At 49.5% G+C, this 26,719-nt stretch carries 27 protein-coding genes; 1 reads left to right on the forward strand and 26 read right to left on the reverse strand.

The features are described from left to right. Positions 1-2: 2 nt before the first annotated feature. The 26 genes from V8F51_RS15760 to V8F51_RS15885 form a co-directional block, all read right to left on the reverse strand. Positions 3-686, reverse strand: a complete 684-nt coding sequence (locus V8F51_RS15760; protein WP_337101238.1) for a metallophosphoesterase — start codon at positions 684-686, stop codon at positions 3-5. 20 nt (positions 687-706) lie between these two features. Next, positions 707-1,450, reverse strand: a complete 744-nt coding sequence (locus tag V8F51_RS15765) for a hypothetical protein (protein ID WP_337101239.1) — start codon at positions 1,448-1,450, stop codon at positions 707-709. A 102-nt stretch (positions 1,451-1,552) separates the two neighbouring features. Beyond that, positions 1,553-2,041 carry a hypothetical protein gene (locus V8F51_RS15770; RefSeq protein ID WP_337101240.1) on the reverse strand — a complete coding sequence of 163 codons (489 nt, stop codon included), beginning with the start codon at positions 2,039-2,041 and terminating at the stop codon, positions 1,553-1,555. Continuing rightward, the gene (locus V8F51_RS15775) at positions 2,038-2,628 is read right to left on the reverse strand and encodes a hypothetical protein (protein WP_337101241.1); all 591 of its coding nucleotides are present in this window, start codon (positions 2,626-2,628) and stop codon (positions 2,038-2,040) included. Before V8F51_RS15775 ends, V8F51_RS15770 begins: the two co-directional genes overlap by 4 nt. An 86-nt stretch (positions 2,629-2,714) precedes the next feature. Continuing rightward, positions 2,715-3,146: a GNAT family N-acetyltransferase gene (locus V8F51_RS15780; RefSeq protein ID WP_337101242.1), complete on the reverse strand. Its 432-nt coding sequence runs from the start codon at positions 3,144-3,146 to the stop codon at positions 2,715-2,717. A 141-nt stretch (positions 3,147-3,287) separates the two neighbouring features. Continuing rightward, the gene (locus V8F51_RS15785) at positions 3,288-3,950 is read right to left on the reverse strand and encodes an HAD family hydrolase (RefSeq protein WP_337101243.1); all 663 of its coding nucleotides are present in this window, start codon (positions 3,948-3,950) and stop codon (positions 3,288-3,290) included. Positions 3,951-4,231: 281 nt separating this feature from the next. After that, entirely contained in the window at positions 4,232-5,086 is an 855-nt protein-coding gene (locus tag V8F51_RS15790) for a hypothetical protein (RefSeq protein WP_337101244.1), read from the reverse strand. Positions 5,087-5,263: 177 nt separating this feature from the next. Continuing rightward, the gene (add, locus tag V8F51_RS15795; protein ID WP_337101245.1) at positions 5,264-6,337 is read right to left on the reverse strand and encodes an adenosine deaminase; all 1,074 of its coding nucleotides are present in this window, start codon (positions 6,335-6,337) and stop codon (positions 5,264-5,266) included. Between the two features lie 86 nt (positions 6,338-6,423). Next, complete coding sequence (uraH, locus tag V8F51_RS15800; RefSeq protein ID WP_337101246.1) at positions 6,424-6,798, reverse strand: hydroxyisourate hydrolase; 375 nt, start codon at positions 6,796-6,798, stop codon at positions 6,424-6,426. 21 nt (positions 6,799-6,819) lie between these two features. Beyond that, a complete protein-coding gene (gene pucL, locus V8F51_RS15805) occupies positions 6,820-7,761 on the reverse strand; it encodes a factor-independent urate hydroxylase (protein WP_337101247.1) in 942 nt (313 codons plus the stop codon). A 17-nt stretch (positions 7,762-7,778) separates the two neighbouring features. After that, positions 7,779-8,276 carry a 2-oxo-4-hydroxy-4-carboxy-5-ureidoimidazoline decarboxylase gene (gene uraD / locus V8F51_RS15810; protein ID WP_337101248.1) on the reverse strand — a complete coding sequence of 166 codons (498 nt, stop codon included), beginning with the start codon at positions 8,274-8,276 and terminating at the stop codon, positions 7,779-7,781. Beyond that, positions 8,273-8,779 (reverse strand): nucleoside deaminase, encoded by a 507-nt coding sequence (locus tag V8F51_RS15815; RefSeq protein WP_337101249.1) that lies wholly within the window; start codon positions 8,777-8,779, stop codon positions 8,273-8,275. Before V8F51_RS15815 ends, uraD begins: the two co-directional genes overlap by 4 nt. Continuing rightward, complete coding sequence (locus V8F51_RS15820) at positions 8,776-9,276, reverse strand: (2Fe-2S)-binding protein (RefSeq protein WP_337101250.1); 501 nt, start codon at positions 9,274-9,276, stop codon at positions 8,776-8,778. The genes V8F51_RS15815 and V8F51_RS15820 overlap by 4 nt, the downstream gene beginning before the upstream one ends. 2 nt (positions 9,277-9,278) lie before the next feature. Further along, positions 9,279-11,552 (reverse strand): xanthine dehydrogenase subunit D, encoded by a 2,274-nt coding sequence (pucD, locus tag V8F51_RS15825; RefSeq protein WP_337101251.1) that lies wholly within the window; start codon positions 11,550-11,552, stop codon positions 9,279-9,281. Positions 11,553-11,556: 4 nt separating this feature from the next. Next, the gene (locus V8F51_RS15830; protein WP_337101252.1) at positions 11,557-12,501 is read right to left on the reverse strand and encodes an FAD binding domain-containing protein; all 945 of its coding nucleotides are present in this window, start codon (positions 12,499-12,501) and stop codon (positions 11,557-11,559) included. A 21-nt stretch (positions 12,502-12,522) separates the two neighbouring features. After that, positions 12,523-13,452, reverse strand: a complete 930-nt coding sequence (locus tag V8F51_RS15835) for an ABC transporter permease (RefSeq protein WP_337101253.1) — start codon at positions 13,450-13,452, stop codon at positions 12,523-12,525. Positions 13,453-13,467: 15 nt separating this feature from the next. Further along, positions 13,468-14,529 (reverse strand): ABC transporter permease, encoded by a 1,062-nt coding sequence (locus V8F51_RS15840; protein WP_337101289.1) that lies wholly within the window; start codon positions 14,527-14,529, stop codon positions 13,468-13,470. Positions 14,530-14,600: 71 nt separating this feature from the next. After that, positions 14,601-16,148 (reverse strand): ABC transporter ATP-binding protein, encoded by a 1,548-nt coding sequence (locus tag V8F51_RS15845; RefSeq protein WP_337101254.1) that lies wholly within the window; start codon positions 16,146-16,148, stop codon positions 14,601-14,603. Between the two features lie 142 nt (positions 16,149-16,290). After that, the gene (locus tag V8F51_RS15850; RefSeq protein WP_337101255.1) at positions 16,291-17,460 is read right to left on the reverse strand and encodes a BMP family ABC transporter substrate-binding protein; all 1,170 of its coding nucleotides are present in this window, start codon (positions 17,458-17,460) and stop codon (positions 16,291-16,293) included. A 195-nt stretch (positions 17,461-17,655) separates the two neighbouring features. Beyond that, the gene (locus V8F51_RS15855) at positions 17,656-18,282 is read right to left on the reverse strand and encodes a nucleotidyltransferase family protein (protein ID WP_337101256.1); all 627 of its coding nucleotides are present in this window, start codon (positions 18,280-18,282) and stop codon (positions 17,656-17,658) included. Next, positions 18,215-19,324 carry an XdhC family protein gene (locus tag V8F51_RS15860; protein WP_337101257.1) on the reverse strand — a complete coding sequence of 370 codons (1,110 nt, stop codon included), beginning with the start codon at positions 19,322-19,324 and terminating at the stop codon, positions 18,215-18,217. The genes V8F51_RS15855 and V8F51_RS15860 overlap by 68 nt, the downstream gene beginning before the upstream one ends. A gap of 55 nt (positions 19,325-19,379) precedes the next feature. After that, complete coding sequence (locus V8F51_RS15865; RefSeq protein ID WP_337101258.1) at positions 19,380-20,705, reverse strand: 5'-deoxyadenosine deaminase; 1,326 nt, start codon at positions 20,703-20,705, stop codon at positions 19,380-19,382. Positions 20,706-20,721: 16 nt separating this feature from the next. After that, on the reverse strand, positions 20,722-22,350 hold the full coding sequence (locus tag V8F51_RS15870; RefSeq protein WP_337101259.1) for a PucR family transcriptional regulator: 1,629 nt from the start codon (positions 22,348-22,350) through the stop codon (positions 20,722-20,724). Between the two features lie 634 nt (positions 22,351-22,984). After that, on the reverse strand, positions 22,985-23,944 hold the full coding sequence (locus V8F51_RS15875) for a serine hydrolase domain-containing protein (RefSeq protein ID WP_337101260.1): 960 nt from the start codon (positions 23,942-23,944) through the stop codon (positions 22,985-22,987). Between the two features lie 18 nt (positions 23,945-23,962). Continuing rightward, positions 23,963-25,366 (reverse strand): MDR family MFS transporter, encoded by a 1,404-nt coding sequence (locus V8F51_RS15880; protein ID WP_337101261.1) that lies wholly within the window; start codon positions 25,364-25,366, stop codon positions 23,963-23,965. Between the two features lie 105 nt (positions 25,367-25,471). Continuing rightward, on the reverse strand, positions 25,472-25,717 hold the full coding sequence (locus V8F51_RS15885) for a hypothetical protein (RefSeq protein WP_337101262.1): 246 nt from the start codon (positions 25,715-25,717) through the stop codon (positions 25,472-25,474). 220 nt (positions 25,718-25,937) lie between these two features. On the opposite strand from V8F51_RS15885, the gene V8F51_RS15890 reads away from it, so the two are divergent. Then, complete coding sequence (locus V8F51_RS15890; RefSeq protein WP_337101263.1) at positions 25,938-26,564, forward strand: DedA family protein; 627 nt, start codon at positions 25,938-25,940, stop codon at positions 26,562-26,564. The last annotated feature ends 155 nt before the right edge of the window (positions 26,565-26,719 follow it).

Consider the following 26,719-nt stretch of genomic DNA (forward strand, 5'->3'; position numbering starts at 1 on the left):
GTTTATATTTCAACCATTTTGTTATAAAGCAACGTGAGATCGTTAGATAGCTTGCGATCATTATGAAAATGTCCAAAGAACCAATTGTTATAGCTGAGTTGGAGCTTAATCTTCTCTAAATACATATGTAGCTCATCAACTTCAATTGGATATGACACAATATCTTGCAGCTCATTTATGGTAGAAGAAGGGCATGTATGCGTGACGACAAGATCAACTTTCCACTGATTTCGCTCAAGATTGAGGAGACCTTCCATATATTCCTCATGGCTTGGCAATTCCCTCGGCCACCAGCTTACATTTTCCTTGCGGTATGGTTTATCATGCGATGCAGCTCCACCAAAAGTAAAAACTTTCTTCCCATTGAGATTGAATACTTGTCCGCGCATAAGGTGGATAATACTATCATTGATTCGATGGATTTTGCCGCCATTCCATATTTCGATAGGATAAGAATCGAGCAGCTCATGATTCTCGTGATTCCCATCTATGAATAACGTTGTAAAACACTTTTTGGACAACCATTTACGCCAAAATAATTCGTCCTTCTTGTTATCCCACACTAGACCGAAATCACCGGCAATAAGAACATAATCACTTTTCGTAAGGCTTCTGCCTAGTGGAAAACGTCTCGAATTCAGTTTGCCGATATCGAAATACCCATGGATATCACCTGTAATAAACATACTGAACAGCCTCCATCCCTTTAACCCCCGACCGCTTGCAAAACGCCATTGATATATTCATAGTCATAGCTCAAGTTTTCGTCAGCTATATTTCCAACGCGAATACGCGGCGGGGATTGATCCTTATTAAGCGTAGCGAAATCGCCAGGTTTTCTGCCGAATGCATCGACAACCGACGAGCTGATTTCAAGTCCTTCATCCTTAGCTCGAATAACGGTCAAATCCGGCCACGACATATGCAAACCCGGGAACTCAATGATAAATTCCTCCATACCGTCGGCATCGAGATCCATGAAGTTGCCCGCTCCCCAACCCTCGAATGAAAGCAGCGTCGATTCAGTCCTATCGAATACCACAAACAGATTACGCCCCGGTCCATTGGCGAACAGCGGTACGCTGCCGATTAGCTCGTACCTCTCCTGACCGGAAAACAGCTTTTGGATAACACATAATTCTGTGCAATGGCTCAGACCGGATTCCGTTATAGATTGAGATATCTCTCGAATGAGATACGTCTGATCACCGACTTTGAGAATTCCATTATAAATGGTAAACAGCGATTCGTCAGACTTCAATTCTTCGTAGACATCTAGTTGAAACGGCTTACCTTCTAACGATCCGAATGGAATCGATTTGATTTCCTTCCATCCTGGCGCAGTTTCAGTACTAGGCAGCTCGATTAGCTCCAGCGGCTGGAAAGCCAACGAAATCCGATCAGGCATCGCCGGCCTTACTTCGTCTACAGTTTCAATAACTTCAGGCAAGACATGATTTTGAGAACATCCGATTGTTCCAATCACGCAGCAGGCTGTAATAATCCCTGAGATTGCTAACTGAATTCCTCGACTACGATTCATTTTCATTTCTTATAGGTAGCCTCCCTGAATAGGTGGCAGTTGCTTATAGGCTTCATTCGATTCTACCATTTCAATGATGAGCTGCGTAAGTTCTTGCATCTGTATGGCTTTAGAATCGTCTCCGAACCCGCCTATCCAATCAATGAGAAGCTGCTTACCTTTCCACTGAATATCAAACTGAAACCCGCTAGAAGGCTCCATTACTTTACCCTCATTCATGCCTCTATAAGACTCGATATCCATCTGCTCCATCAGCTTGCGAATATCGTTTTTTTGCTCTCTTGTGAGTGATAGATCGGTTGTAACAACACCCTCCATCACTAGATCCTTCGTAAACGTGTTTTCGTTCGTATTCAGCTCATTTTTGTACATAACACCATATTTCAGTACGAATTCAAACGACTCCTCACGATCATTGTTCGAACAGCCGCCAAACATAAGAACGAGACATAGAAGCGCGGAAATGTTAACAGAGAATTTCGCATGAAGTGATCTCATCGCATATGCTCCAAGCAAACAGCTACAGATCTCTCCAAAGAAACTATAACTTCATCAAAAGTTAGAAGCTCAAGCTGTTGATCCATCGTCTCATCTTTTCTTTCAAAATCACCATATAAATCATCAACCAACATGGGCAACATCCGGTAATCGATCTCATCTATGTCGACAGGTGCAACGTCCAATTTTTGCAGCACTAAGCCGTAATGGTCAATAAGCATGCCATTCAACCGCACGAAATCCCGATAATAGCTCTCTTGCGCGCGTTTCTTTTCTGGCTGCGGCAAATACTTGATTTTAGGGTAATAAATATCCTCTACCCACACCTCATCCGATATGAGATGACAATAATAGCCAAGATAGAAGGGCAACTGCTGCTCCGACATATACTTTTGCCTGAACGCTCGTAAGTCAGACTTAACGATACCATCCGCACCCGTTAGGAGAAAATGAGATTCGATCTTTGGCCCGCCTGGAGGTTTATTGGCATCAGGAGCGATTCCGCCAAGAAAAAACTGAGGGTCGTTAATATCTAGCCGCTCGCTTAATAACGATTGTATACAGTAATGCATCACTCTCGAACCCATCCTAACTCCCCCTAGCTTACTCGATTATTGAAACCAAAACATTTACTTGACTACCGCTCATTGCGATACCTTCCTTTCGTTTCACTTCACAACGTCTTGACGAAACGGTAGCCCGTTGTTTCAAAGCCTAGGTTTCGATAGAAGGTATGCGCTCGCTCACGTTCCGGCTTTATGCCGCTAGTCAAATACAATGCGTTTGCGCCTTGTTTTCTAGCCCAACTCTCGGTATAAGCCATTAACTGTTTGCCAACACCTCGGCCTTGATATTCATGCTTCGTGACGAGCACATTAATATGTACGACAAATCCATCAGCTTCATAGTAATACAATTTACGAAATCCAATCATGCCTACCACTATATCCTCAATCACCGCAACGAATGTTTCGTTCTCATTGCTTGCACCCAAACGGTCCATTCTCGATTTCATCTGTTCAGTCGTAGACGGATAACCTAGATCCAGCATTAACTCTGCTATAGCTTCAATATCTTCCGGAAGATAACTGCGTATCTGTATCATATCTATAAGTCCCCCTATGAAAAATGAATACGAAAATCTAGATTTTTGACGCTGCATCAATAGGATTAGAAAAGTGCGAGATCAAGTCATCATCCTTGTAAATCGTACAATGCTCTGACCTTTCGATGATGTCGTTAACGTTTAGGGTAGAATCTTCTTCATTTCACTAAAATGACCTAGTGCCGGTTCTCCCTCATCCAAACGTTCGTCCCAAGGCTGATTACCTCGGTACCAGATCGATTGAAGTCCTGCGAGGCGCGCTCCTAATACATCATTAACGGGGTGGTCGCCCACATAGATCGCATCGGCTGGATCTACGCCAAGCCTCTGCACAGCGATAGCGAAAATCGCAGGATCAGGCTTCTTCTTCTGCACTTCGTCCGATACGATGATCGCGTCAAAATAATGTCTTAATCCGGCGAAATCAATTTTCGCATTTTGTGAATGCACCGAGCCATTCGTAATAAGTCCCAGCTTCAAGCCGTTATCCCTTACCAAATCAAGTGCTTCAATGGCGCCATCCATGACTTCGGTACAGCGGAAAAACTCCGAAAACCAATAAGCGAGCAGCGATTCTGGCGTAACGCCCTCCTTCCATCGGTATGTGTTATACAATTCCGCATAAAGCTCTCTTTTGCCCCGATACCCCTCACGATCCGCAATTCGTATCTCTTCTATGATGACTGGTTTGTCCGAATCAAGCTCAATAATCATATAATTGTCTATCAACCGCTCTGTAAATCTACGAAAAGCAAGTCTACGGTCCAATAGCGTATTGTCCAAATCAAATAGAATCGCTTTCATGATCAACACATCCCCTCCTACCCATTTAATTTCACCAAGCAGGGCGCAATAACCTTCCAAAAAAGTGCAAACGTGCTAGCTATAATGGATTTCTGCAGCATAGACACCTCTTAAAACCCCCGTCATACAGCTATACTGGATATCTGCATCAACTTTGCTCTCGATGGGCTGAAATGGAGCTTTATTATGAAAAGTTAGTGCAGAAATCCAACATAGCCTTAGAACGCCCTCTGAATTGGAAAAAGTTGATGCAATTATACAACATAGGAATCCGTTTTACTCTAGCCCGCTTCGACTAACAGCTTCGTGCCCGCATCCTGCAAGCTGATCCATTCCTCAGAGCCGTCACAGGATAGATGCGCATAATCAGCGTACACCTCCATCGAAAGCTGCTCACCATAGTAATAGAACGTAAAATGGTCTAGTATATCTCCAGTTTGAACAGGTTCGTCCTTCAAAAGCTCCCCTTCTGCCAAAGGAGCAACTCGCGACTGCACTCGAAAAGACGCGAACTGCACGTAGCTTTCCCCTCGCTTCACTGCGCCGCTTGAAGCCATTTTGGCCACTAATCCATCATGCTTCAAGAAGTCAGGCTTGGGCATGAATGCAGCACCTAACTGATGGACATTGCTATCCACCTCGAACAACAACTCATTCGCTGCAGCCTGTATGATACCTCGTTTAACAACCTGAACGGTGTAAACCTGGCCTTGTTCGTACAGCTCATAAACGTACGAGCCAATGTCCGATTGATAGCCGCTTGGAAAGTCTGAATAGCTGAGTGCCCTTAAATGAAGCAGCGAACCAACATTCGCTAGAAATAATGGATCGGTAATGGTAACGGCTTCGGCATCGCCATCAAATCTTCTAACGACAACTTTGTCCCATTGAACATCCGCCTGCAGCTTTTGAAGCCATTCATATTGTTGTATCGTTTGATCGAATTCGGATAAAGTCACTTCTGTTGGTTCTGGTTCTAATATGATCTTCGTTTCCAGTTGCTGCTGCAACTCGCCAATCATACGATCCTTCTCTGCCAGCTTATCCTCAAAACGCTGCGCATTCGAACAACTCGCGTACGCGATAAGCGAACATAGCAAAACAATTCCGCTAACCCGATAATAAACGGTTTTCATCCAATGACTTCCTTCCCTTATTCGATGCGAGGTTCATCCTGCCGTGGTTCCTTACTCCTATAGACTTTCAGGATATATGATAAGTTGCAACGTGAACCAAATAAATCCACCAATAAAATACAAAAAAGCCATGAATGCCTGTCACCAGGCATTCATGACTTTCTAACTGCAACCCCCTTAACGAACAGCCAGCTTCAGCCCAAGCGCTGACAGCTCAAGTTCGAATTGCTTCACAAGCTCGTCCTTTCGGTCATCCTCTAGAAAAGCAGCCTTTACACCATTCATGACTATCACTGCAATATCTTGAAGCGACAGCCCGCAATGCTCCATAAGCGCCGAATATTCCTTCGTTATCGTCGTATCCGACACCGTCATATTATCGGTATTGACTGTGACGATAACGCCTTCTTGCAAATATTTCCGAAGCGGATACGACGCCCAGCTCGCTACCGCCTTCGTCTGGATATTGCTAATCGGACACATCTCCAGCGGAATCTTCTTTTCCTTCACCAGCTCGATGACCGCCGGGTCTTCCTCCATCCGCACACCATGGCCGATCCGCTCCGCGCCCAACTCTTCAATCGCTGCCCGCACATTGAATGCGCCTGCGGCTTCCCCGGCGTGAATCGTAACCGGCAGCTTAAGCGCCTTTGCCCTCTCGAAGAGCGGCGCGAATTGATGCGCAGGATAGGAGGCTTCATCACCTGCGAGATCGACCGCAACGACTCCCTTCGTATAGAAAAGCGACGCTGCCTCGATAGCCTTCAAGTTAAGATCGAAGGAGTGGTTTCTCATACAGATGACGATCACTCTCGCTATTGTTCCGAAAGCAGCTTCTCCCCTGCGTAATCCGTTCACCGTACAGCGGATGGCATCTTCGATCGACAAGCCTTGATGAGTATGAAGCCACGGAGCGAAGCGAACCTCGATATAGCGGACTTGCTGTTCCGCCGCTTGCTCCACTAACTCATAAGCGATCCGTTCGATCGCCTCCGCCGTCTGCATATAGGGAAGAACAAAGCTGAACTTGCTCAAATATTGCGTCAAGCTTGTCGTATCGGGATCAGCTTTCATTAGAGCTAAGAGCTCATCTTCGCTCTCAGGCAGCAAGGAATGGGCTTCAGATCCCGCTAACTCACGTATCGTGGATGCCTTCACGCTTCCGTCAAGATGGACGTGCAGCTCTACCTTTGGCATTCGGCGCAGCGTGTCATCGATCGAAGGTTCATCTGATTGGTTAATCTTATTCATCATCGAATCCCCCTTTATTGCTCTATTCATACACATCTAGTGCTGCTTGTATACGTGAGCTTGCTTTACTTATTGGCGTGCGGTCGTCAGCTTCCGCGATAGGTACTAAATCCCCCAGGGGCAACGAGCAGCGGCACATGATAGTGTCCAATCTCGTCAGCTACATGGAATCGGATTGGAATGGCATCGAATATCGAATCGGTCACGAGCGACAGATGCGGAGCGCTGCGGAAGTAATCGCCCGCCATGAACAGCAGCTCATAAGTTCCGCGCTTCAATGCCTCCCCTTCCAGCAGCGGCTGATCAACACGACCGTCACTGTTCGTCGAGTAAGTCCCGATTACAACTTTAGCGCATTCGTCCGTCTCCCCATCGCCAAAGTAAGTTAATGTAAGGATAAGACCTTCTACCGGCTTGCCTCCTGCTGTATCCAGAACATGCGTCGAAATCCGTCCACCCATCTATCATTCGCTCCTTTATTCTCATAAGTCATCGCGTGTCATGGTGAAGCCTTGGAAGCCGTATGGCGGCCGCGGCTCCGTATACACGCCAGCCGATGTCGGCGCAGCAGGCTCGACGATCGTCTCCCATGTCCGATTGTTCGATTCGAATCGAACCTCGGCTAGTTGCGGGAACAGCGTCAATACTCGATGCCCGATTTTATAAATCAAATGCTGGATCGACGGTGTATTCTCTGCATGAAACACCGTGTGTGCGATATCATGCACCTGCTCGGCCGATACGTATCGGCCGCGGTCGCCATTAATCGCATTCGAAGCATCCTCGTATGTCCAATTGATCGATAAAAAAATAAATAGAGGTCTATCGAAGCTCTCGGGCAGCGTCGTGAATTCATCCCGCACGAAGCCGTTGAAAGAGCTGCCATGCACCTTGATGAGTTGAATATGAGATAATGTGCTCTCATGCTCGACAAGCTCTACCGTCTCGCCATTACGCTGCCACGTCATCGTCGCGCTCCCATGCTCATTGTGTGAACGGCGATAGACAAGCTCGCTGGGCACGAAGCTCCCATCGCTGCCGCTTACGGTGACGGCATCGAACGGAAGCCGATCCGCGCTGATCTCTACCGCATCCAGATGCGGATAACGCTCGAGAAACTTCTCGCTGATGAATGCGAGAAGACCTTCCGTCGTGCTTCCCTCGTATTCGGCTGTCTGCCGAAGAATGAAGTTTTTCATCGAGTCCGTCGCTACAACAAGCGTGTTATCCCCTTCCGTGAAGGAGGGAAGCAACGACTCGCCGCTTACCGAGAACTTAATATTATGCGCGAAAATAACGTTGCTGCAGCCTGTGTACGTCGATTCAGGAATTGCGCTTACGGCGAGCGGAGAAGCGTAAGTGCGATAGCTCTGCACATCTCCTTTGCCATAATAAAGCGTTCTGCCGCCTCGAAGCTTCAACATCGTCATCCGTCCCTTCTCTAGCCCGTGATGAGATCCAGAATGCGGAATTTCGTTATTTTCTCGATTTCCGACAACGCCTGCGTCGTCTCTTCTTGCATGCTATGATGAATCCTCGACTCCATCGCCGTCAATATATGTTCCTTCGACTTCCCGCGAACGGCCAGGATGAAAGGAAAGCCGAATTGCTCCACATATTTGCGGTTCAGCTCGGAGAATACCTCGAATTCCTCGCTTGTGAGCTGGTTAAGTCCTGCACCCTGCTGTTCTTTGGCCGAATACGGCGCAACCGCAAGCCGCGTGCCTAGATCGGGATGTGCGCGAAACAGTTCAATCAGTTGATCGTTCGACGCTTCCCTTACAACGTTAGCCATCGCTTCATGCAGCGCCTCCTTCGAGACGAACGGCCGCATCTCCCATGCCGAGCTTGCTATCCACGGGGAATGCTCGAAAATTTCTCCTAGCACGGCAACGAATGCTTGTCGATCAAGTTCGTTAATTTCATTTATCGTTGTCATATCCAGTACCCCTCGTGAACGGCAATAATGGACGATTCCACCTCAGGAATCGGTCCGATGACCTGAATTGGTTTGTTTCCTTGCGCAAAAACAACTCGACACGGCAGATCGAGCGTTGGATTCTGCTCATTATCACCTGTCATCTCAGCCAGCTTTTTCTCTGAGATGCCGTAGACGACCGTACCGACATTTCCCCAATAAATCGAACCCGAACACATCGCGCACGGCTCTACTGACGTATACAGCGTGAATTCCCATAACTCCGCCTTCGCGAACGCTTTGGACGCCGCAGCCATTAATGTTGTTTCTGCATGCCCGGTGCAATTGGATTCCGTAATTTCGATATTGCCTTGCTCGAGCACAATCTCGCCTTCGCGATTGACGAGCAGAGCACCAAACGGTGTATTGCCTGCCCCCCGGGCCATAGCCGATATTTCTACGCATCTCTGTAAATAAGGAATATGATTAATAGGATTGCTTCTATTCGTATGATTGTGACTCATGACGTATGACGTCTCCTTTCAGCTGCAAGCTTTACCGCTCTCCATATGCCCCCGTAACCGGTACATCGGCATATATTGCCTGAGAGCGCTTCGGCTATTTCATCATCATTTGGATCGGGATTGCTGTCCAATAAAGCTTTTACCGAAATAATCATGCCGGGTGTGCAGTATCCGCATTGGAAACCGCCTTCCTCTAGAAAGGCTTGTTGGATCGGATCTATGCTGCCGGCCGATACGCCTTCCACGGTTTCAATCGACTTGCCTTCGCACTGATAAGCCATCGTCAGACAAGAGTTGACTGCTTTGCCGTCTACAAGCACCATACAAGCGCCGCAGCGACCGATCTCGCAGGATCTTTTGGTACCGGTTAGCGCCAGGTCATCCCTCAATATATGGAGTAGCCTCCTAGCAGGCGCCGTATCTACTTCTGTTGCTGTGCCGTTAAGCGTGCAAGCAAGCTTATAGGCTGTTGATGTTTCTTCTGTATGATCCCCCATGATCACTCCACCGCCTTCTGCAAAAATGCCGGCTGTTCCTGCAAAAACGACGGCTCTACCGGAAGCTTCGTCACCCATTTGCCCGTCGCTGCGCGAATGGCCGACGCAATAGCGGGGGCAAGCGTTACGGAGCCTACTTCACCGATGCCGCGCGGCCCGTAAGTATCGCCTTCCGGCAGTTGCTCAATGGCAACAACCTCCACTTCACCGCGCTGATCCGCAATCGTCGGCACGAGATAGGTGTCAAGGTTGCGAGTCATATAATAACCTTTGTCCATAACGGCATCTTCGGTAAGCGTGAAGCCAAGCGCCATGCTGCTTCCGCCCTCGATCTGTCCGAGAAAGCCTTGCGGATTAACGACCGGTCCTGCGGCAACTGCATGCAATTGATTAAGCACGTTCACCCTGCCTGTTAAAGTATTCACTTCGACTTTGACCGCTACGGCCGAGTACGTGTACATAAAGTGTGCGCCAACACGCTCCACCGGTGATGTCGGGAAGTGGAACGATGTCTCATATTTAATCGGCTCGCCATCAAGCTGTGCAAGCTGCTCATAGGAGATGACCATAACTTCACTATCCTTCCTCATCACACCGCCTTCGCCCAATCGCAACTGATCCGCAGCCACATTCAACGATTGCGCTGCGCGACCGAGAATCGCCTCCTCGAATGGAGCGCGCATGCGCTGCAAAGACTTCCACATCATCGCTGTCGCCCTCGACGCGGTCGTTGAACCGCTATCCGGTACGACATCCGTATCGCCAATGATAATCCGGATATCCCCGCCGGCGAAGCCGAATTGCTCGATCAGCATCAGTTCCAGTGAAGCGATTAGCCCCTGACCGAATTCCTCGTAGCCGAATACGGCTTCAATCTTGCCATCTTTCGCGAGCTGAAGACGTCCTCCCGCCGGATCGGGGATGCCAACGCCAAGTCCGGCGCCATGCATCGTGAAAGCCGCGCCGACGCCAGTCTTGATCCAAGGCGGTGCATTAACAGCAGGAACCGCATCCTTTGTTTTCCACAGGTCGCTTCCCGCGATTACGTTCCACACCTGCTCCGCGCCATCTGTCTGCGCAATCGGCTGATTGAATGGACCGGCATCGCCCAGCTGTCTCATATTGAGCTTGCGGAACGTCCAGGAATCCATCCCGTGCAGCTCCGCCAGCCGATCCAATTGACCTTCCAAGGCGAAGATCGCCTGATTGCCGCCGAATCCTCTGAACTCTCCTGACATTCCATTATTCGTGAAAGCCGAGTATCCATTCACATCCAAGTGTTCATATACATAGGGGCCGATGACATGCTCAACGGCAAAGTTAAGCACTTCAGCGCCGAGCGTTGAATAAGGACCCGTATCGGCAACGATTCGCACTTGATGCGCGATCAGCTTGCCTTCCGCATTCGTGCCGGTCTTCATCGTTATTTTCATCGGATGCCGCTTCAATCCCGCACGTACCGATTCCCATCTTGAATTGTGGAACTTAACCGGCATTCCTGTTCGGAGGGCGAGCAATGCGCCGTACGGCTGAACGTTCAGCTCGTCCTTGCCGCCGAAGGAGCCGCCGATAGGGCTCGATACGATGCGAATTTGCTGCTGCGGCATATCCAGAATGCGCGACAGCTGCATGCGATCCATGAAGCCGTGCTGCGTCGGCGCATATACCGTCAGCCGCCCGTCCTCGCCAGGTATGAATAAGCCGCCCTCTGTTTCCATGTAAGTATGCATTTGTCTCGGCGTATAGTACGTCTCCTCTACAATGTGAACGCATTGCGGGAATCCTTCAGCTAAGCTGCCTTTGCTATATCCAGTGTGATGAAGCAGATTGCCTTTATCGTGCAACTGAACCGTATCAGGGGCAAGCGCTGCTTCGGCATCGTCCACGACGGGCAACAGCTCGTAATCGACATGAATAAGCGTTATTGCATATTCCGCTTCTTCTAATGAATCTGCGGCGACCGTCGCTACGGCATCGCCTACATAGCGAACGCGATCCTCGCACAGCACCGGTTGATCAGGATGCGCAATTCCGAATGCGTTAAGACCCGGCACATCCAAATAAGTAAGAACAGCCCGTACGCCTGGCGCTTGCTTCGCCGCTTCTGTATCTATCGATACAATGCGGGCGTGTGGGTGTTCGCTTCGAAGCACTAAGCCATACAGCATCCCTTCTGCCGTCATATCCGTCAAATACGATAATTGTCCAGTTACTTTAGCGGGTCCGTCCGGCCTAATGCGCCAACGGCTTCCGCTTCCGTCTCGGTTTAACAGCATATCCTCACCTTCCCCCGTTAACAGCTTCTGCCGCCGATTTCCACAGCTCCGTCACAATCAAATTAGCGGCTGTTGACTTGCGGTATTCGGCAGATGCGAATAGATCGCCTTTTGGCTCAAAGACATCAAGCACACCGTCGTAAATTCGCTTAAGAGTAGCTGAGTTAAGCTCCGTGTCCGCGAAGGCAGCTTCCAGCTCCTTCAAACGGCGAGGAATGGTTTGGCCGCCGCCGACGGCCAGCTTCAAATACTCCAATACACCGTCGGCGTTAATCGTACCGCTAACAGCTGCCGTAACGACGGACGGCGTGAACGCCTCGCGGCGTCCGACTTTATAATAAGCGCCGAAGCGCTTCGTATTCGAGTCCATAACTTCCATTGCATCAGGCTGAGGAACAGAAATACCAATCAGAAGACGACCGCTTATTGGTGTAGAAGGCGTTGATTGCTCGATTGCGGCCAGCCAATCGGACAGCTCCTCCCAGTGCTCTCCTGCTCCGCCGTACAGATGCAGCTGCGCATCATAGATGAGAAGCGCAGGCAACGAATCGCCGACTAATGAGCTTATGTTGCCGCCGATCGTCGCAAGCTGACGAACCGACGGGGCAGCGATCTGTTTGGTCGCCTCCGTAAGCAGCGGCAGCTTCTGTGCGATTAGCTCATGGTTTCTGCATACAGCCAGCAATGTCGAGGCATCGATTGCGATACCCGCTGCATGCCCTCGAATCGACTCCTCTTCTCCGCTTATTCCGCTGACATCAATAAGATGGGCAGGCACCTTGGCCAACCCCGATTCCCATTGCGTACGCAGCAGCGTGCCGCCCGCAGTATAGACGGCGTCTGCTCCGTAATTTTGTTTCAATTGCCACGCATCCGCCGCTGATTGCGGATGCCATACAAGAGGAGACTTAATGGTCCCCTGTGCCCGTGCGTTTGCGTTTGTCCCCATGCTGTTCCCCTCCTGCTACTGCTAGAATCGTTGTTCTCTTATATAAGGCGCGCCGAGCGACTCCGGCGAGCCAGACGGTTTGTTGCGATTGCGCCATCCCAAGTACATAAGTACAAGAATCGTTACGATATACGGAATCATTTTCAAGAAATAGGAAGGTATTTCACTGCCTATAAGCTGAATGCGGAAGCCGAGCATATCGAGCGCACCGAAGAAATAGGCGCAGAACAAAGCTCGAACCGGATTCCATCGTGCAAAAATAATAAGCGCAACCGTAATCCATCCGCGTCCGGAGGTCATCCCTTCCGTCCAGGTTGGCGAGTACACGAGCAGCAGATCTGCACCTGCAAAGCCGATAAGCGCAGAGCCAGCGACGATATAAGCATATCTAAGCAGTTGTACGCGAATGCCCATTACGTCTGCTGTTGCCGGATTGTCTCCGATCGCTCGCAGATGCAATCCTGCCGATGTCTTATGAATGTAAAGATGAAGGACAATAACAAGGACGAAGCTGAACCAAGTCAGCACATCTAAATGCGCGAACACGGGACCGATGAACGGGATGGACTCGAGCCACGGCATATCGAGCTTCGGTACAGCGCCATTCACAGGTTGACCGCTGATCGGCTTGCCCAGATATGCGCTAAGCCCCGCACCGAACAACGTCATCGCAAGACCGCTTACGATCTGGTTCGTTCGAAGCGAGACGCTAAGGAAAGCATGCACGAATCCTAGCGCCATACTGACACCGCACACGGCGAGCAGCGTAAGAGTCAAGTTGCCTGTATGCAAATAAGTCAAGCAGGCTGTTACTGCCCCCATCAGCATGAGACCTTCAGCACCAAGCTGGATAATACCCGAGCGTTCAATCAATATGCCTCCGAGTGTCGCGAACAGGAGCGGCGTACCGGAAGAGATAGCCGCCAGCACCATTTGTATAACAATATCCATGTCTAATCCGCTCCTCTAGTAACTGTTCTTGCGAATTCGGAACTTGCTGATCGTGCCGCCGGCAATTAAGAAAAATAAGATGGCTCCCTGAAGCATTTCCGATATGGAAGACGGCAGCCCTATCGTCTGTACGCTGTAGCCGCCGACGATTAACCCGCCGAACAAGAATGACGAAATAATAAGTCCAACCGGATGCAGCTTGGCTAACCATGCAACGATGATTGCCGTATAGCCGTAACCAGGCGATATGCCGTACATTAGTCTATGCGAGACACCCGACACTTCTGCCATTCCCGCTAGACCGGCAAGCCCCCCGCTAATAAGCATGACGAGCAATATATGTCTGCTGATCCGAATGCCCGCATTGCGCGCAGCCTCTGGATTAGCGCCAATCAGACGAAGCTCGTAGCCCCATCTCGTATACTTAATGAACAGGAAATACAGGATGACAGCGATAATACCGAATACAAGACCAAGATGAAGTCTCGTATCGCCGAGCACAGGCAGCGACTGCGCCTCTGTAAAAATCGGCGTACCCGGGAAGTTCATCCCCTGCGGATCCTTCCACGGACCGAAGACGAAATAGTCCATCGCGAGCAGCGCCACATAGTTTAACATCAAGGAACTGACAAGCTCGTTAACTTGGAAATACGTTCGCGGAATGGCGGTCAGCAGTCCCCATATTCCGCCAGCGACGATACTTAAAACAATCATCGCAGGAATGATCAGAATGCCCGGCAGGTTCGGCATATAGATCGTTACTGCTGTAGCCGCCATCGCTCCTGCGGCGAATTGTCCTTCTGCGCCGATATTCCACACCGATATGCGATAAGCGATCGCAACGCCGAGACCGCAAAGCAATAGCGGTATCGACTTGACGAGCGTCTCCGTGATGCCGTATTCGGTGCCGAAAGCGCCCGTGAACATTTTTTTGTACACAGGAATAGGATTCATGCCGTTCGCAGCTATGAAGATGCCGCAGGCGATTAACGCAAGCAGAACAGAAGCGAACGGGATCCACCAGGCATTGCCTTTCTTCGAAGGATCGATTTCGATCCGATAGGCGAACAGGTTCATGCCCTTCGGCGCTCTGGATTTACCCGGGGGAGGCGTACCGACGCTCGTGCTGGTTAAGGCCGCTTTGTCGCTCATACCGCCGCCTCCTCTTTCTGGGCGTCCACTACCCGCAGTCCCGCCATATACATGCCAATCGTTTCGCGATTCGCTTCCGAGCGAGGAAGCTCGCCAACGATCTGTCCGTTGTAAATAACTAATATCCGGTCAGACAGTTGCATAACCTCATCCAGATCCTCTGATATTAGCAGCACGCTTTTACCTTCGCCGCGCATATCGGTCAGCAGCCGATGAACGCCTTCCGTCGCGCCGACGTCCAATCCCTGTGTAGGATGAACGGCTACCATCAACAGCGGCTGCTGGTGGACCTCCCTAGCAAGCAGCAGCTTCTGTTGATTGCCTCCCGAGAGCTGCTGGACCGGTGTGTCCAAGTTCGGCGTCTTCACGTCGAATTGCTCCACTAGACTTTGCGACCATTCACGATTATGACCGGTGCGCAAGAAGCCAAAGCGTGAACGTTCCTCTGACCGATACGACTTAAATAATAGATTATCAACAACGCCGAGACTCCCGGCTAGCCCGCTCTTCATCCGGTTCTCCGGTACATGAGCGATGCCTGCCTCAATGGCCCCTTTGACTGATCCATTCTTCAATGCTTCTCCATTAAAATGAATCGCACCGCGCTTCCAGCTGCGAAGCCCGGTCAGCACCTCAGCCAGTTCCTTCTGCCCGTTGCCTGCAACGCCAGCAACGCCAACAATTTCACCTTCATTTACATGCAGCGTGAAACCGTCAAGCGTCTTGCGCCCATGATCGGCGAATACGTCAACCTGCTGAACCGTTAGCAACGGCTTGCCTGACTGACGCGGCGCAAGCGGGCGAGGTTCTCCGATTTCCTTGCCGACCATCAGCTTCGCGAGATCACGCTCATTCGTTTCGCTTTTGGCCATCGAATGGATCATCTTTCCTTTCCGCATAACCGAGATATGGTCGGATACCGCCATGACTTCTTTCAGCTTATGCGTAGTCAGAATAACAGTCTTGCCTTCCCGCTTCATATGCTGCAGCGTCTCGAAGAGCTGCTCCGCCTCGCCTGGCGTCAATACGGATGTAGGTTCATCCAATATAATAAGGCTGGCGCCTCTGTACAGCGTCTTCACGATCTCGACGCGCTGCTGCTCGCCGACAGACAGCTGCCAGATCGGGCGGTCAACCGGGAATGCAAGCCCGAATCGATCTGCAATGCCTTCAATTTCCTCCTGCTTATCGCGCAGCCACTTCGCCCCGCGCCAAAACGACGATTTCTCGCCTAAAATAATATTTTCCGCCGCCGTCAGCGTCTGCACGAGACGGAAGTTTTGAAACACCATACCGACGCCAAGCTTCATCGCGTCCTTCGGCGAGCGAATACGAGCCTTCTCGCCATGGATCAGGATTTCTCCGCTCGTAGGACGATAAACGCCCGACAGCATGCACATCATCGTACTTTTGCCTGCTCCATTCTCTCCAAGCAGCGCATGGATCTCGCCGGGTTTGGCATAGAAATCGACGTTGTCATTGGCTACAACTGAGCCGAATCGCTTCACAATCTGCTGCATCTCTACCGAGTATATGGACTCCATAGGCGTTCTTCCTCTCAATAAATCTTTCCTTTGAATCGCCTCATCTTGAAAAATAATACGGTTATAAATCAACAAATCCCTTAGGGAAGGGATTTGTTGATTGACTGTTATTTAAGAATATACAAGCTATCAAAGCTGCTATTTATTTCGGAATCGTGCCGTCTACGCCTTTTACAAACCAATCCATAACTAGAATTTCCTCGAGAGTCAGCGTTTTACCTTCTTCTACCTTGACTGCGCCGGTCGGATCAACGATAGGTCCTTTGAATACGCTCATCTCGCCGCTCGTCAATTTCACTTTCGTGTCGTCAACCAGTTTCTTCACATCATCCGGAACGCTAGGTCCCATCGGGGCGAGATCGACCATGCCATCGGAGAGCGATCCGGAGAATTGCTCGCTCTTCCATGTGCCGTCGATAACCGATTGTACGACTTGCGTATAATACGGACCCCAGTTCCAAATCGGGTTAGTCAAGTAAGCTTCTGGAGCGAAGCGTGTCATATCGGAGTCGTTGCCGCCTGCCATTGCGCCTCGCTCAGCCGCCGCTTGAAGCGTTGCCGGCGAATCCTGATAAGCGAGCAACACATCTGCGCCTTTGTCCAGCAAGCTGACTGCCGCTTGACGCTCCGTCGTTGGATCGTACCATGTGTTCGTCCATACGACGCTTACCGTAGCATCCGGGTTCACGCTTTGTACGCCGAGCGTGAAAGCGTTAATGTTGTAGATAACTTCTGGTATCGGGAACGCGCCTACGTAGCCGATCAAGTTCTTCTTCGTTACTTTGCCTGCCGCAATACCGCTTAGGTAGCTGGCATCGTAGTTTTTGCCGAAGTACGTGCTCATGTTGTCATTCGTCTTGTAGCCGCCGGCGTGCAAAAATTTCACATCGGGGAACTTCTTGGCAACGTTCAGCGTAGGGTCCATGTAACCAAAGCTTGTCGTAAAGACGATGTCGTGATTCTGGGCAAGCTCTGTTATGATCCTCTCTGCATCCGCGCTCTCCGGCACGTTCTCAACCGTATCCGCTTTGATGCCTAACTTCTCTTCCATGTACTTGCGGCCTCTATCGTGTTCGAATGTCCATCCGCCATCTCCTGGAGGGCCGATGTAGACGAAAGCAACTTTAGGAAGCTCAGCAGGCGTATCTGTCGCAGCTCCGTCCGAAGCTTTATCGGTCGGTGCGTTCGTCGCGCCATTGTTGCCGCCTTCTGCCGGATCGTTTTTGTTATTGCTGGAACAACCGGATAATACGAGTACGAGCGTTAAGATGAGGGCCAAGCTTACGGACAATACTCTGTTGCGTTGCTTCATTGCGTTCCACCCCGACTCTCTATTTTTCATCTCTCAACTGTGTTCGAGATGTAACTTCAATATATATTCACGTCATCATGACGTCAATATACATGACATTATATTGGTCGAGAGTCTAAAAACAACGTTGTCCATTGTGCGTGATGCACTAAACGAACTTTATAGTGTTATATTACCTTACACATAGGAGGTGTTTCACGGACGAACAGACCTATTGAACGCAATAGCAAGCTCTAAATCTATCGGATTGTCCACATCTAGCAACACTTCATTCGCTATCGCGGAGACAGCTTCTCCGCGATAGCGAGCGTCTGCAAATAATTTACGAGCCCCCGTATCACCTTCCAGCTTAGTTACAGCCGCAAACATCGATTTCGATAAAATTGCAGGCGGCATCAGCGCATAGGTTCCATTCTCTTCATTCCATGATGAGCTTGCAACGTAATCGAGGTTAGACTGCTTGCTATATCGATCCATAAGCCGCTCTAAGTGAACCTTATCAACGAATGGCTGATCAGCTAGCACAACAAGGATCGCATCCGGCAACGCATGCTCCACATTAGGTTGAATGCCCGAACCCAATAGCGCTTCAAATCCCGCATGCAACGAATAAGCCATTCCGTCATCCGCCCTCTCGCTAATGACGATCTGAACGGAAGGAGAGTCTTGAGACGGCATGCCGGGAATGCTCTCAACCAACTCCATAGACAGCCACTTCAGGGGGTCGCATGGATGTACGACAACGACGATTTTCTCAACGCTGCATTGATGAAGCGCATGAAGAGCCATGCTGCCGAGCGTCATCCCCGGCATCAGCTCCAATTCCTGCTTGCGCCGTCCCATTCGCCTGCTCCGGCCAGCCGCCAAATAAATAGCTGTTATGACCATCAGCTCTCGCCCCTCTCCGCGCGCGTTCGGTCCGGCCTGCCCGCACAGCGATTAGCTCCGCAACAACGCTCACCGCAATCTCATAAGGACCGTCGGCACCAATCGATAAGCCGATAGGCGCTCTAACGTTCGACGGCATCAAGAAGGTTTCGAACAGCATGCGTATTCTATTCTTTGATCCCATTATTCCGATATAGGCTAATCCAAGCGGAAGAGCAATTCCTAACAGTTCTTTATCCTGCTGCAGCTGATGACTGCAAATAATTAAATAATCATTGCGACTCATCGCCAGCTCAGCCACTATCTCCGCCGGAGCGCCAATGGCAATCAGCGCTTCCGGGAAACGTTCATTCGTGCACATACCGGCTCTCCAATCTGCGATAACAAGCTGAAAGTCGGCATTTCTAGCTATTGAATAAATAGCCTCGGCATCCTTGCCTGCACCGAATATAACGAGTCTTGGCCGCGGTCTGATGGTAAAGAACATTCGATCAGGCACATTATCGATTTCTGTGAAGCGGACAGGCTCGGCGGTATCATTCACCCTCTCTCGAATACGGTACGTGATATCCGAATGAACCAAACGCCGCTCCAAGGTTACGCTTCGTCCGCCGCCAACAATAGCAGCAGCTTCAATAAGCAGCTCACGCAGCAGGCCCGTAACCGGCTCCAGCAGAACCCTTATCTCGCCTCCGCAGCCGAGCGCTTCTCCCCATATCGCATCTTCTTCAGGCTTCATATTATATTGCGCAATCTCGAACTGACCTTCGCCCGACAACCATACCCGTTCTGTGCGTTCGAGCAAATCATGCTCTAGACAGCCTGGGCTTATGGTGCCAATCTGCTCACCGTCAAGCTTGAACAGCATACATGCGCCTGGCTTACGATAGGAATGTCCATTCACATCGATAATCGTAGCGAGCACGGACGGTTCTTCGCTATCCACAATCGATTGCAATAGCCGATGCACATCCATATGCCGTTCCTCCTATTCTAGCGGACCATTTGTCCGTTCCTTCATGGATAATCGATTATAATCTAGCTATAAGACGGCGAAGCGATTGATCCGCTTCCTTTAGCACGACCGACTTGTCAACCGTCCTCACAAGCTTTTGTTCCATTACCACTTGACCGTCAATAATGACCGTATCGACATCTCCTCTAGTCGCTGCATATACAACACGGGAATACCAATCCGCATCGAATGATGGATAGACGTGGAAGTCCTCTAGATCAAGCAGCTGTATATCGGCAAGCTTGCCGACCTCAATGCTGCCGATCTTCTCCTCCATACCAAGCACTCGCGCTCCGCCGATCGTCGCCAGCCGCAATACTTGTCTCGCATTCATGACCGTCGGACCATGTTTCACCTTTTGAATATACGCAGTTAGCCGCATTTCCTGAAACATATCAAGGTTGTTGTTGCACGGCGCTCCGTCTGCGCCAAGTCCTACAGCAATTCCTTGCTCCAGGAGCAGCGGAACCTCTGCAATGCCTGATGACAGCTTCAAGTTCGAGCCTGGGCAATGCGTTACCTTGACACCGCGTTCGCGAATAATGCGTTTCTCTTCTTCATCCAGCCATATACTATGAGCGAGAATCAGATTAGGACGTGCCAGACCAATGTGGTCAAGATAGACGACATTGCGCATTCCGCGTTCTGCCTCCACCATCTCGATCTCCCCTAAATTTTCCGATGCATGCGTATGCACCATAACGCCATATTGCTCAGATAAGTCACGAACGCCGACAAGCAGTTCCTCCGTACACGAGACGACAAAACGCGGACAGAACGCATACTGTATTCGACCATTCGCTGCGCCGTGCCACTTCTCAAGCAAATCCACGCTATCTTGCAGCGACTTGGCTGTATTCTCTTGCAGCGGAAGCGGCACCTCCGAGCCATGATCCATCATCACCTTGCCGGATACCGCCCGTATGCCGCTCTCCATAATAGCTTGGAATGCAGATTCCGTATAATGAACCGTTTCCATATCTAGAATCGTCGTCGTTCCGCTTCGAATGAGTTCGCCAATGCCTAACATGGCAGAGTAATATACAGAATCCTCGCTATGCGCCGCTTCAAGCGGCCATATTTTCTCCTTCAGCCAATCAATTAAAGCAAGATCGTCCGCACGCCCGCGGAACAATGTTTGGCATAGATGAATGTGCGTCTGAATAAACCCCGGCAGCAGCACTTTGCCGCCCGCATCGATTATCCGGTCTGCAAGCGGGGCGTCGATGACGCCGCCTACTTGCTTAATTACATTTCCTTCTATTAAAAGATCGCCTTCTACAATGTCATGCTGTTCGTTCATTGTCATAATAACGGCATTGCGAATCCATATTGTAGCCATGGCTATCTCTCCTTTATTACTTTCCGACACGCAGCGTTTCTTTGACATGAACGCTGCCGCTCGTTGCGAACGGCTGGTTATGAAGCATACGGCGGAAAATAAACGCAATTTTCAGACGCATAAAATCATCCATCTTCTTTAAATCAACTTCCAGCAGCTCGCTTATCTTCTCAATACGGTATGTCGCAGTGTTGCGATGAATGAACAGCTTTTTGGCCGTCTCATTTAATTGTCCGTCGTTTTCCAAGTAGGCTTCAAGCGTGCGCAGCATCTCAGAGGCGTATTCCGGTTCTTTGTTCAACAAGGAACCTAACCAGCGATTGCAGAACGTCTCCATTCGTTCTTTGGTCACATGCTCGAAGATTAGCGCCAGATCCATTGTCTCGAAGCTCAGGATCCGGCTGCCGCCCCATTCCGCTGATAAGCGATTACACTCCTTGCATTCCTCGAACGCTTCGGCAAGCTGGTTAGCACGCTTCTTCGCACTGCTAATAGAGGCCCTGATCTCATAGCCGCCCTTCGTTTTCACCGAAGCAAAAAATGGAGCAAGCGCCGAAGCGATTGCTTCATCGCCATTGTCCGCGTCAGCAGGGAACACCGACAGCAGCCCTTCTTCCATTACGATATGAGTGCCCTTTAATTGTTGAATACTCGAATTACACAAATATTCCGACTTCAGCAGCTCCAGCTTCTCCGTCCTCAACTCCTTATGCATCAGCCCGCTGAAATCCGTTAACACACAGCGATACCACGGGCGGAACAGATCGATCTCGAAGCGCTCCGCATACTCTTCTATTGTCTCAACAGGAAGTCCGTTCAATAGAAATCGTTTGATAAGCAGCCCGAAATCCTTCTGCACAGATAGTTCAAAATAATCCTCATAGCTAAAATTCATATGATAGGCAATCAGCTCAGCGGCTTGATAATATAAACCTTCCTCAATTGGCGTTACGAGCAGCTCCGATTGAAAGAACAGCACGCAACCGGAATCGGGCGTATGCTTGATGAGCGGAATGCGAAGCGCCTCGACCCGCTTGCAGGAGATCCATCCCTCTGCTCGTTGCCCTTTCATCCCGCATGCGATCTCTTCGGCAGACAATAACGTGCCATTATAAACAATCTGTCCGCGCGACCCAACTACGGCAAGCGGAATTTCCACTACTTCAGCAATCGAGTCGAACATTTGTTGAATGGGATTCGGCTTCAATGCGAATCTCATCAATTGAATTTGTTTATTAACGACATCGGTCAGCACACCGGTGCTACGCTTCATCTCCGCCCGGAACAATCCATTCATCTGGTCTGAGAAGGTGAACGGGTACGGCAGCTCAATAATCGGAAATCCAAGCTCGTTCGCTAGGTCGATCAACTGCTGCGGCACCTCCGTCCAGAACCTCCCCAGCTTAATGCCAAGCGCCGCCGATCCGCGTTCATGCAGCGTTCGCAGCAATTGACAAGCATCCTCTGGATGATCCTTGATGAGATACGCTGTTGTCAGCAGCATCTCGCCTTCTTTAATCCAATCCGTAATATCAGGCGCATCCATCACATTAACGGATGTAATAATTCTGTTCTTCCCTTTGATACCGGCAATCAGTTTCCCTTCCGATAACGGATACACCGATAAAGCTTGCTCGACGGTCATATGCAATCGACACACCCCGCTCTCGAATGATTGCTGCTCCCTATCGCCTGCTCAAGCATCCCATTTTTCAAGCAAAACGTAAGCATTTATGTTAGTTTATCTAACATATTATATTAGGATTTGGCTTATGGCAATACAAATCATGAGATTTAAAAAGGTATTCAGAAAATATCGCAAATAAAACCTGACGCATATATTACGTCTTCTGTAATTCGGTATAGTGCGCTTTTGACTCCTCCCTCAACACCCGCGCAGCTTGCCCAACGGTATCACCATCGGCACCTGCGATGCCATCAAGCCGTTATAAATCGAAGGACCGCGGCAAAAATCAAACGATCGTTCAATAATCGCCGTCACCATGGCTAACGGACATACAGGTCACTAATGGCCATTATTCGGCCGCTGCTGCATCGTTACGGACACAACAGACCCTAACTGCACCAATCGATGCGATTTCGCTGCCAAACACAACTGTTAGAGTCTTATGTGTCCGTAAGACCAGCTAAGATCGTCAATCAAGCTTATAAGGACCTCTGGTGTCCATTAGCAGGAGCAGCTTTTCGTATGCTAATTCGATCAGCCGTAGAATAGAAAAGGACTTCGACCGAAGTCGAAGCCCTTTCTATTACGCGCGTTATTGAGCATTCGAGCTGAACATAGGCAGCAGCTCCTCGAAGATGAGTCGCCTCGAAAGATCGGCATCATTCCGCTTCGTGACCGTTTTGCGTATGACGATTATGAGATCATGTTCAGGTGCGATGAGCAAATATTGTCCGCCGTGTCCAAAAGCAAAGTAACAATCCGTGTTTCCGTTATGACTTGCCGGAGTGCGCCACCAATGATAACCGTATTCTCCGTAAATCGGCGGCTCGTAATGCAGCAGACCGCGATGATGCATCTTAGTGGAGAGGTCGATCCACTCTGATGACAGCAGTCGCTCCCCCTCCCAGACGCCTCCTAGCTTATACAACAGACCGAACTTCGCCAAATCCATACCAAATAAGCTTAGTCCGGTGCCGCCCTCATTGATTCCATCCCTCTCGGTCCATCTCGCCTTGCGGAACCCAAGCGGTTGGAATAGCTTCTTGCTTGCATAATCCAGCGCAGGTACGCCGACAGCCTTCGTCAATAGGGCTGATAACAAATGCGATGCCCCCGAATTGTAAGTATAGGCTTGTCCTGGCGGCGAAATGATCGCTTTCTCCAATACGAACCCGATCGGATCGCTGGCTGCCCGCAATGCTCGGTACGGCTTATCGAAGTCTGGCCACTGAAATCCCGGCGTCATCGACAGTAGATGTTTAATCCGTATTGCCGCCTCGCTTGAATCCGCCAAACGTGCCGCAGCCGGATGTTCCAAATAATCCGAGATCGGATCATCAACACTGCCAATCCGACCTTCATCGATGGCCATTCCAATCAAACATGACAGTACGCTCTTGGTACATGAATAGAGGCTGCCCATTGTATCCGCTCCGTGCTCATACCATTCCGCTGCCGTCTCGCCGTTATGAAGAACGATGACCGTATTCATTTTCCAAGCGCGAAGCTGCTCGTCCAACGATTCCAGCCTGCTATGTAATTTCATGCTCATGCTGTCTCAGACTCTCCTCTACGAAACGCTGCTTTGCTGCTCTGCGGCCGACTGGCGATTAGGCAATGCCGTCGAGACAAGCAATATAACAACCGCTATTAGCGCTACCCAAATAAAGATCGTATGCAGGCTGCTTTCAAGAAGACCGGCATCAATGCTATTCGTACTGCCTGTATTAAGAAGCATGCCGAATACGGTAATGCCAATCGTCTGACCAAGCGTACGTATGAAATTGTTGCTGGCAACCGCCGAGCCGCGCAGCTCCCACCCGACGGCAGAAGATACAGTAACGGTCAACGAAGTCAGCGACAAACCGAATGACAAGCCTGACAACAGAGTGTAGACGATGAACCAAAAGAACGGCGTCTCCGCGTTCATCAACGCCAAGCCAATCCCGCTTATAAGCAACAAGCTAGCACCTGTAACCGTTATAAGGCGGACACCTAGCTTTGCAATCCAATTGCCCGCCAGTATAGCACCAAGCGGCCAAGCAATAGAAAGCGGAATCATAACTAATCCCGAATAAGTTGCCGGCTTGTTATATACCCCTTGTATCCATAACGGCAAATAAAAAATAATAACGACGTTTACGACACAAATTAGAAAGCCAGCCAAGTTCGCTACGCTAATAATGCGGCTTCTGAATAATTCGAACGGAATAATCGGCTCCGGCGACCGTCTTGATGCCGCGACAAATAAAGCAAGGAACAATACCGAAGCCGCGAACAGCATGCCGATTGCAAGCGTGGAAATGCCGTTTGCATCTTTATCGCGCAGCAGCGTCATCCCATATAAGAAGGCGAACATGCCAATCGTGAATAATACAATGCCTATGTAATCGATATGATGTTTCTTCTTTACGAATGATTCACGAAGCGCTGCGGAAAGCAAATAAATCGCTGCGATGCCAAACGGCAAGTTCATGTAGAATATTGCTCGCCAAGATACGTAATCAACGAGCAATCCGCCAAGCAAAGGTCCCGATATGCCTGCTATCCCCCAAACACTGGACATCCAGCCCTGTACTTTGGCCCGCATCTCATACGGGTACAGATCGCCAATAATCGTATACGGAATCGTCGTTAACGCCCCTGCGCCAAGTCCTTGCAGCGCGCGAAACCATATAAGCTGGTTCATCGATTGCGCCACGCCAGACAGCATGGAGCCCGCTAGAAAAATAAGCGCACCAATAATAAAGATCTTTTTGCGTCCATAGAGATCGGATAGTTTGCCGTATACCGGAGTTGTAATAACCGTTGCCAGCAAATAAATAGAAATAATCCAGCTATATTGCCTAATCCCTTCAAGCTCGCTTGTAATGCTTGGCATTGCGGTACTGACAATCGTTCCTTCAATTGCGGCAAGGAAAGTAGCGACGAACAAAGCGATCGTCACTTGCTTTCGATTTTGTTGTGCTTGCATGCTTCACCCTTTCCCGTCTATCCAGCTATTCATCTTGGAAAATAGAGTCGTCACTCTATACTATAATCTATTCTGTTCTTTACCGTGTGTAAATATGAATGATCATTAGGAAGTTTGCAGTAGATTCTCCCTCCAGAAGCGCAGACACTCCGCCTTCGTTGCCTTTACCAAATAATCGTTGCGTTCCGCTTCGCAAGCCGTCCAAAAGACTGTATCGCGGAACAAGCGGCACATCAGCAGCTCCGCTGCCTTGCATGCTGCAAGCTCATCTGCCAGCAGCTTGATGCATATCGTAAATACGAGCGACTCGTATCGCCGTAAATATTCAACCTTTTGCTCAAAACCAAGCATCCTAACAGCCGCCTTTCGACCTATTGCCAAAATCTTCTGCAACTATTGTAGCTCAGTCTTGAAAGGAATTAGTTACGAAAAGGTTAAAGTTGAATCCTGCCTCAATTGCCAACGTATAATAGGTATCCATTAGCAAGTCATTATGATAAGCTAACGGTTAGACGAAATATCCGGATGTAATTATTTGGAACAAATATATGAACGATAGGATGCGTTTATAATGGGTGCCTATGACTTATTATTATCAATTATTGAACAGGTAGGCTATGCGGCCTTATTTCTAGTATTATGTCTTGGACTAATCGGACTGCCTATTCCGAACGAGGCGGTTGTTATGACCGGAGGAGCATTAGCAGCTTCCGGAGTTCTCTCTCCGATTCCAGCCTTTATTATGACTTGCCTTGGCATATGCTCCGCGATGAGCTTCGGTTATAGCATCGGAAGGTTTGCCGGCAGCCGGTTGTCCAACTGGTTCAGCAGCAAAAAAAATATTAATCGCTTCGTAACGCGAGCGGAAGAGCTGAGCGGCAAGTACGGCGGTTATGCAATAAGCCTCAGCCTCTGTCTCCCATTCCTAAGACATGTAACGCCTTACGTAATGGGTATTAACAAAATGCCGTTCAAACGTTTCATCTTATTCGCTTATCCTTCGGCTTTTGTCTGGACGCTTATTTATTTCATTATCGGCACGTTAGTCGGCGAGCAAGTCCAGAACATCGCCAATGCCATATATCAATATGGAATATGGATCGTTGTTGCGCTTGCTGCAGCCGCAGCTGTCTACCTTGGCTTCCGAATTACGAAGCAGCGCAGAATGAGCAAAGAGAACGTCGAGCGTACGATGTGAGCAAGAACAAACATAATCAGAATACATGAGAAGCATCGCATAAAAGCGATGCTTCTTTTAATTGTTGCCTATTACGCAGTAAAGAGAAGAATTAGAGAGAATTAGAGAGATTTAGAACTATGTAAGCGCTTATTTGACAATCGCGATCAAAGATT

It is taken from the genome of Paenibacillus sp. YIM B09110, assembly GCF_037167145.1.
GTDB lineage: Bacteria > Bacillota > Bacilli > Paenibacillales > Paenibacillaceae > Pristimantibacillus.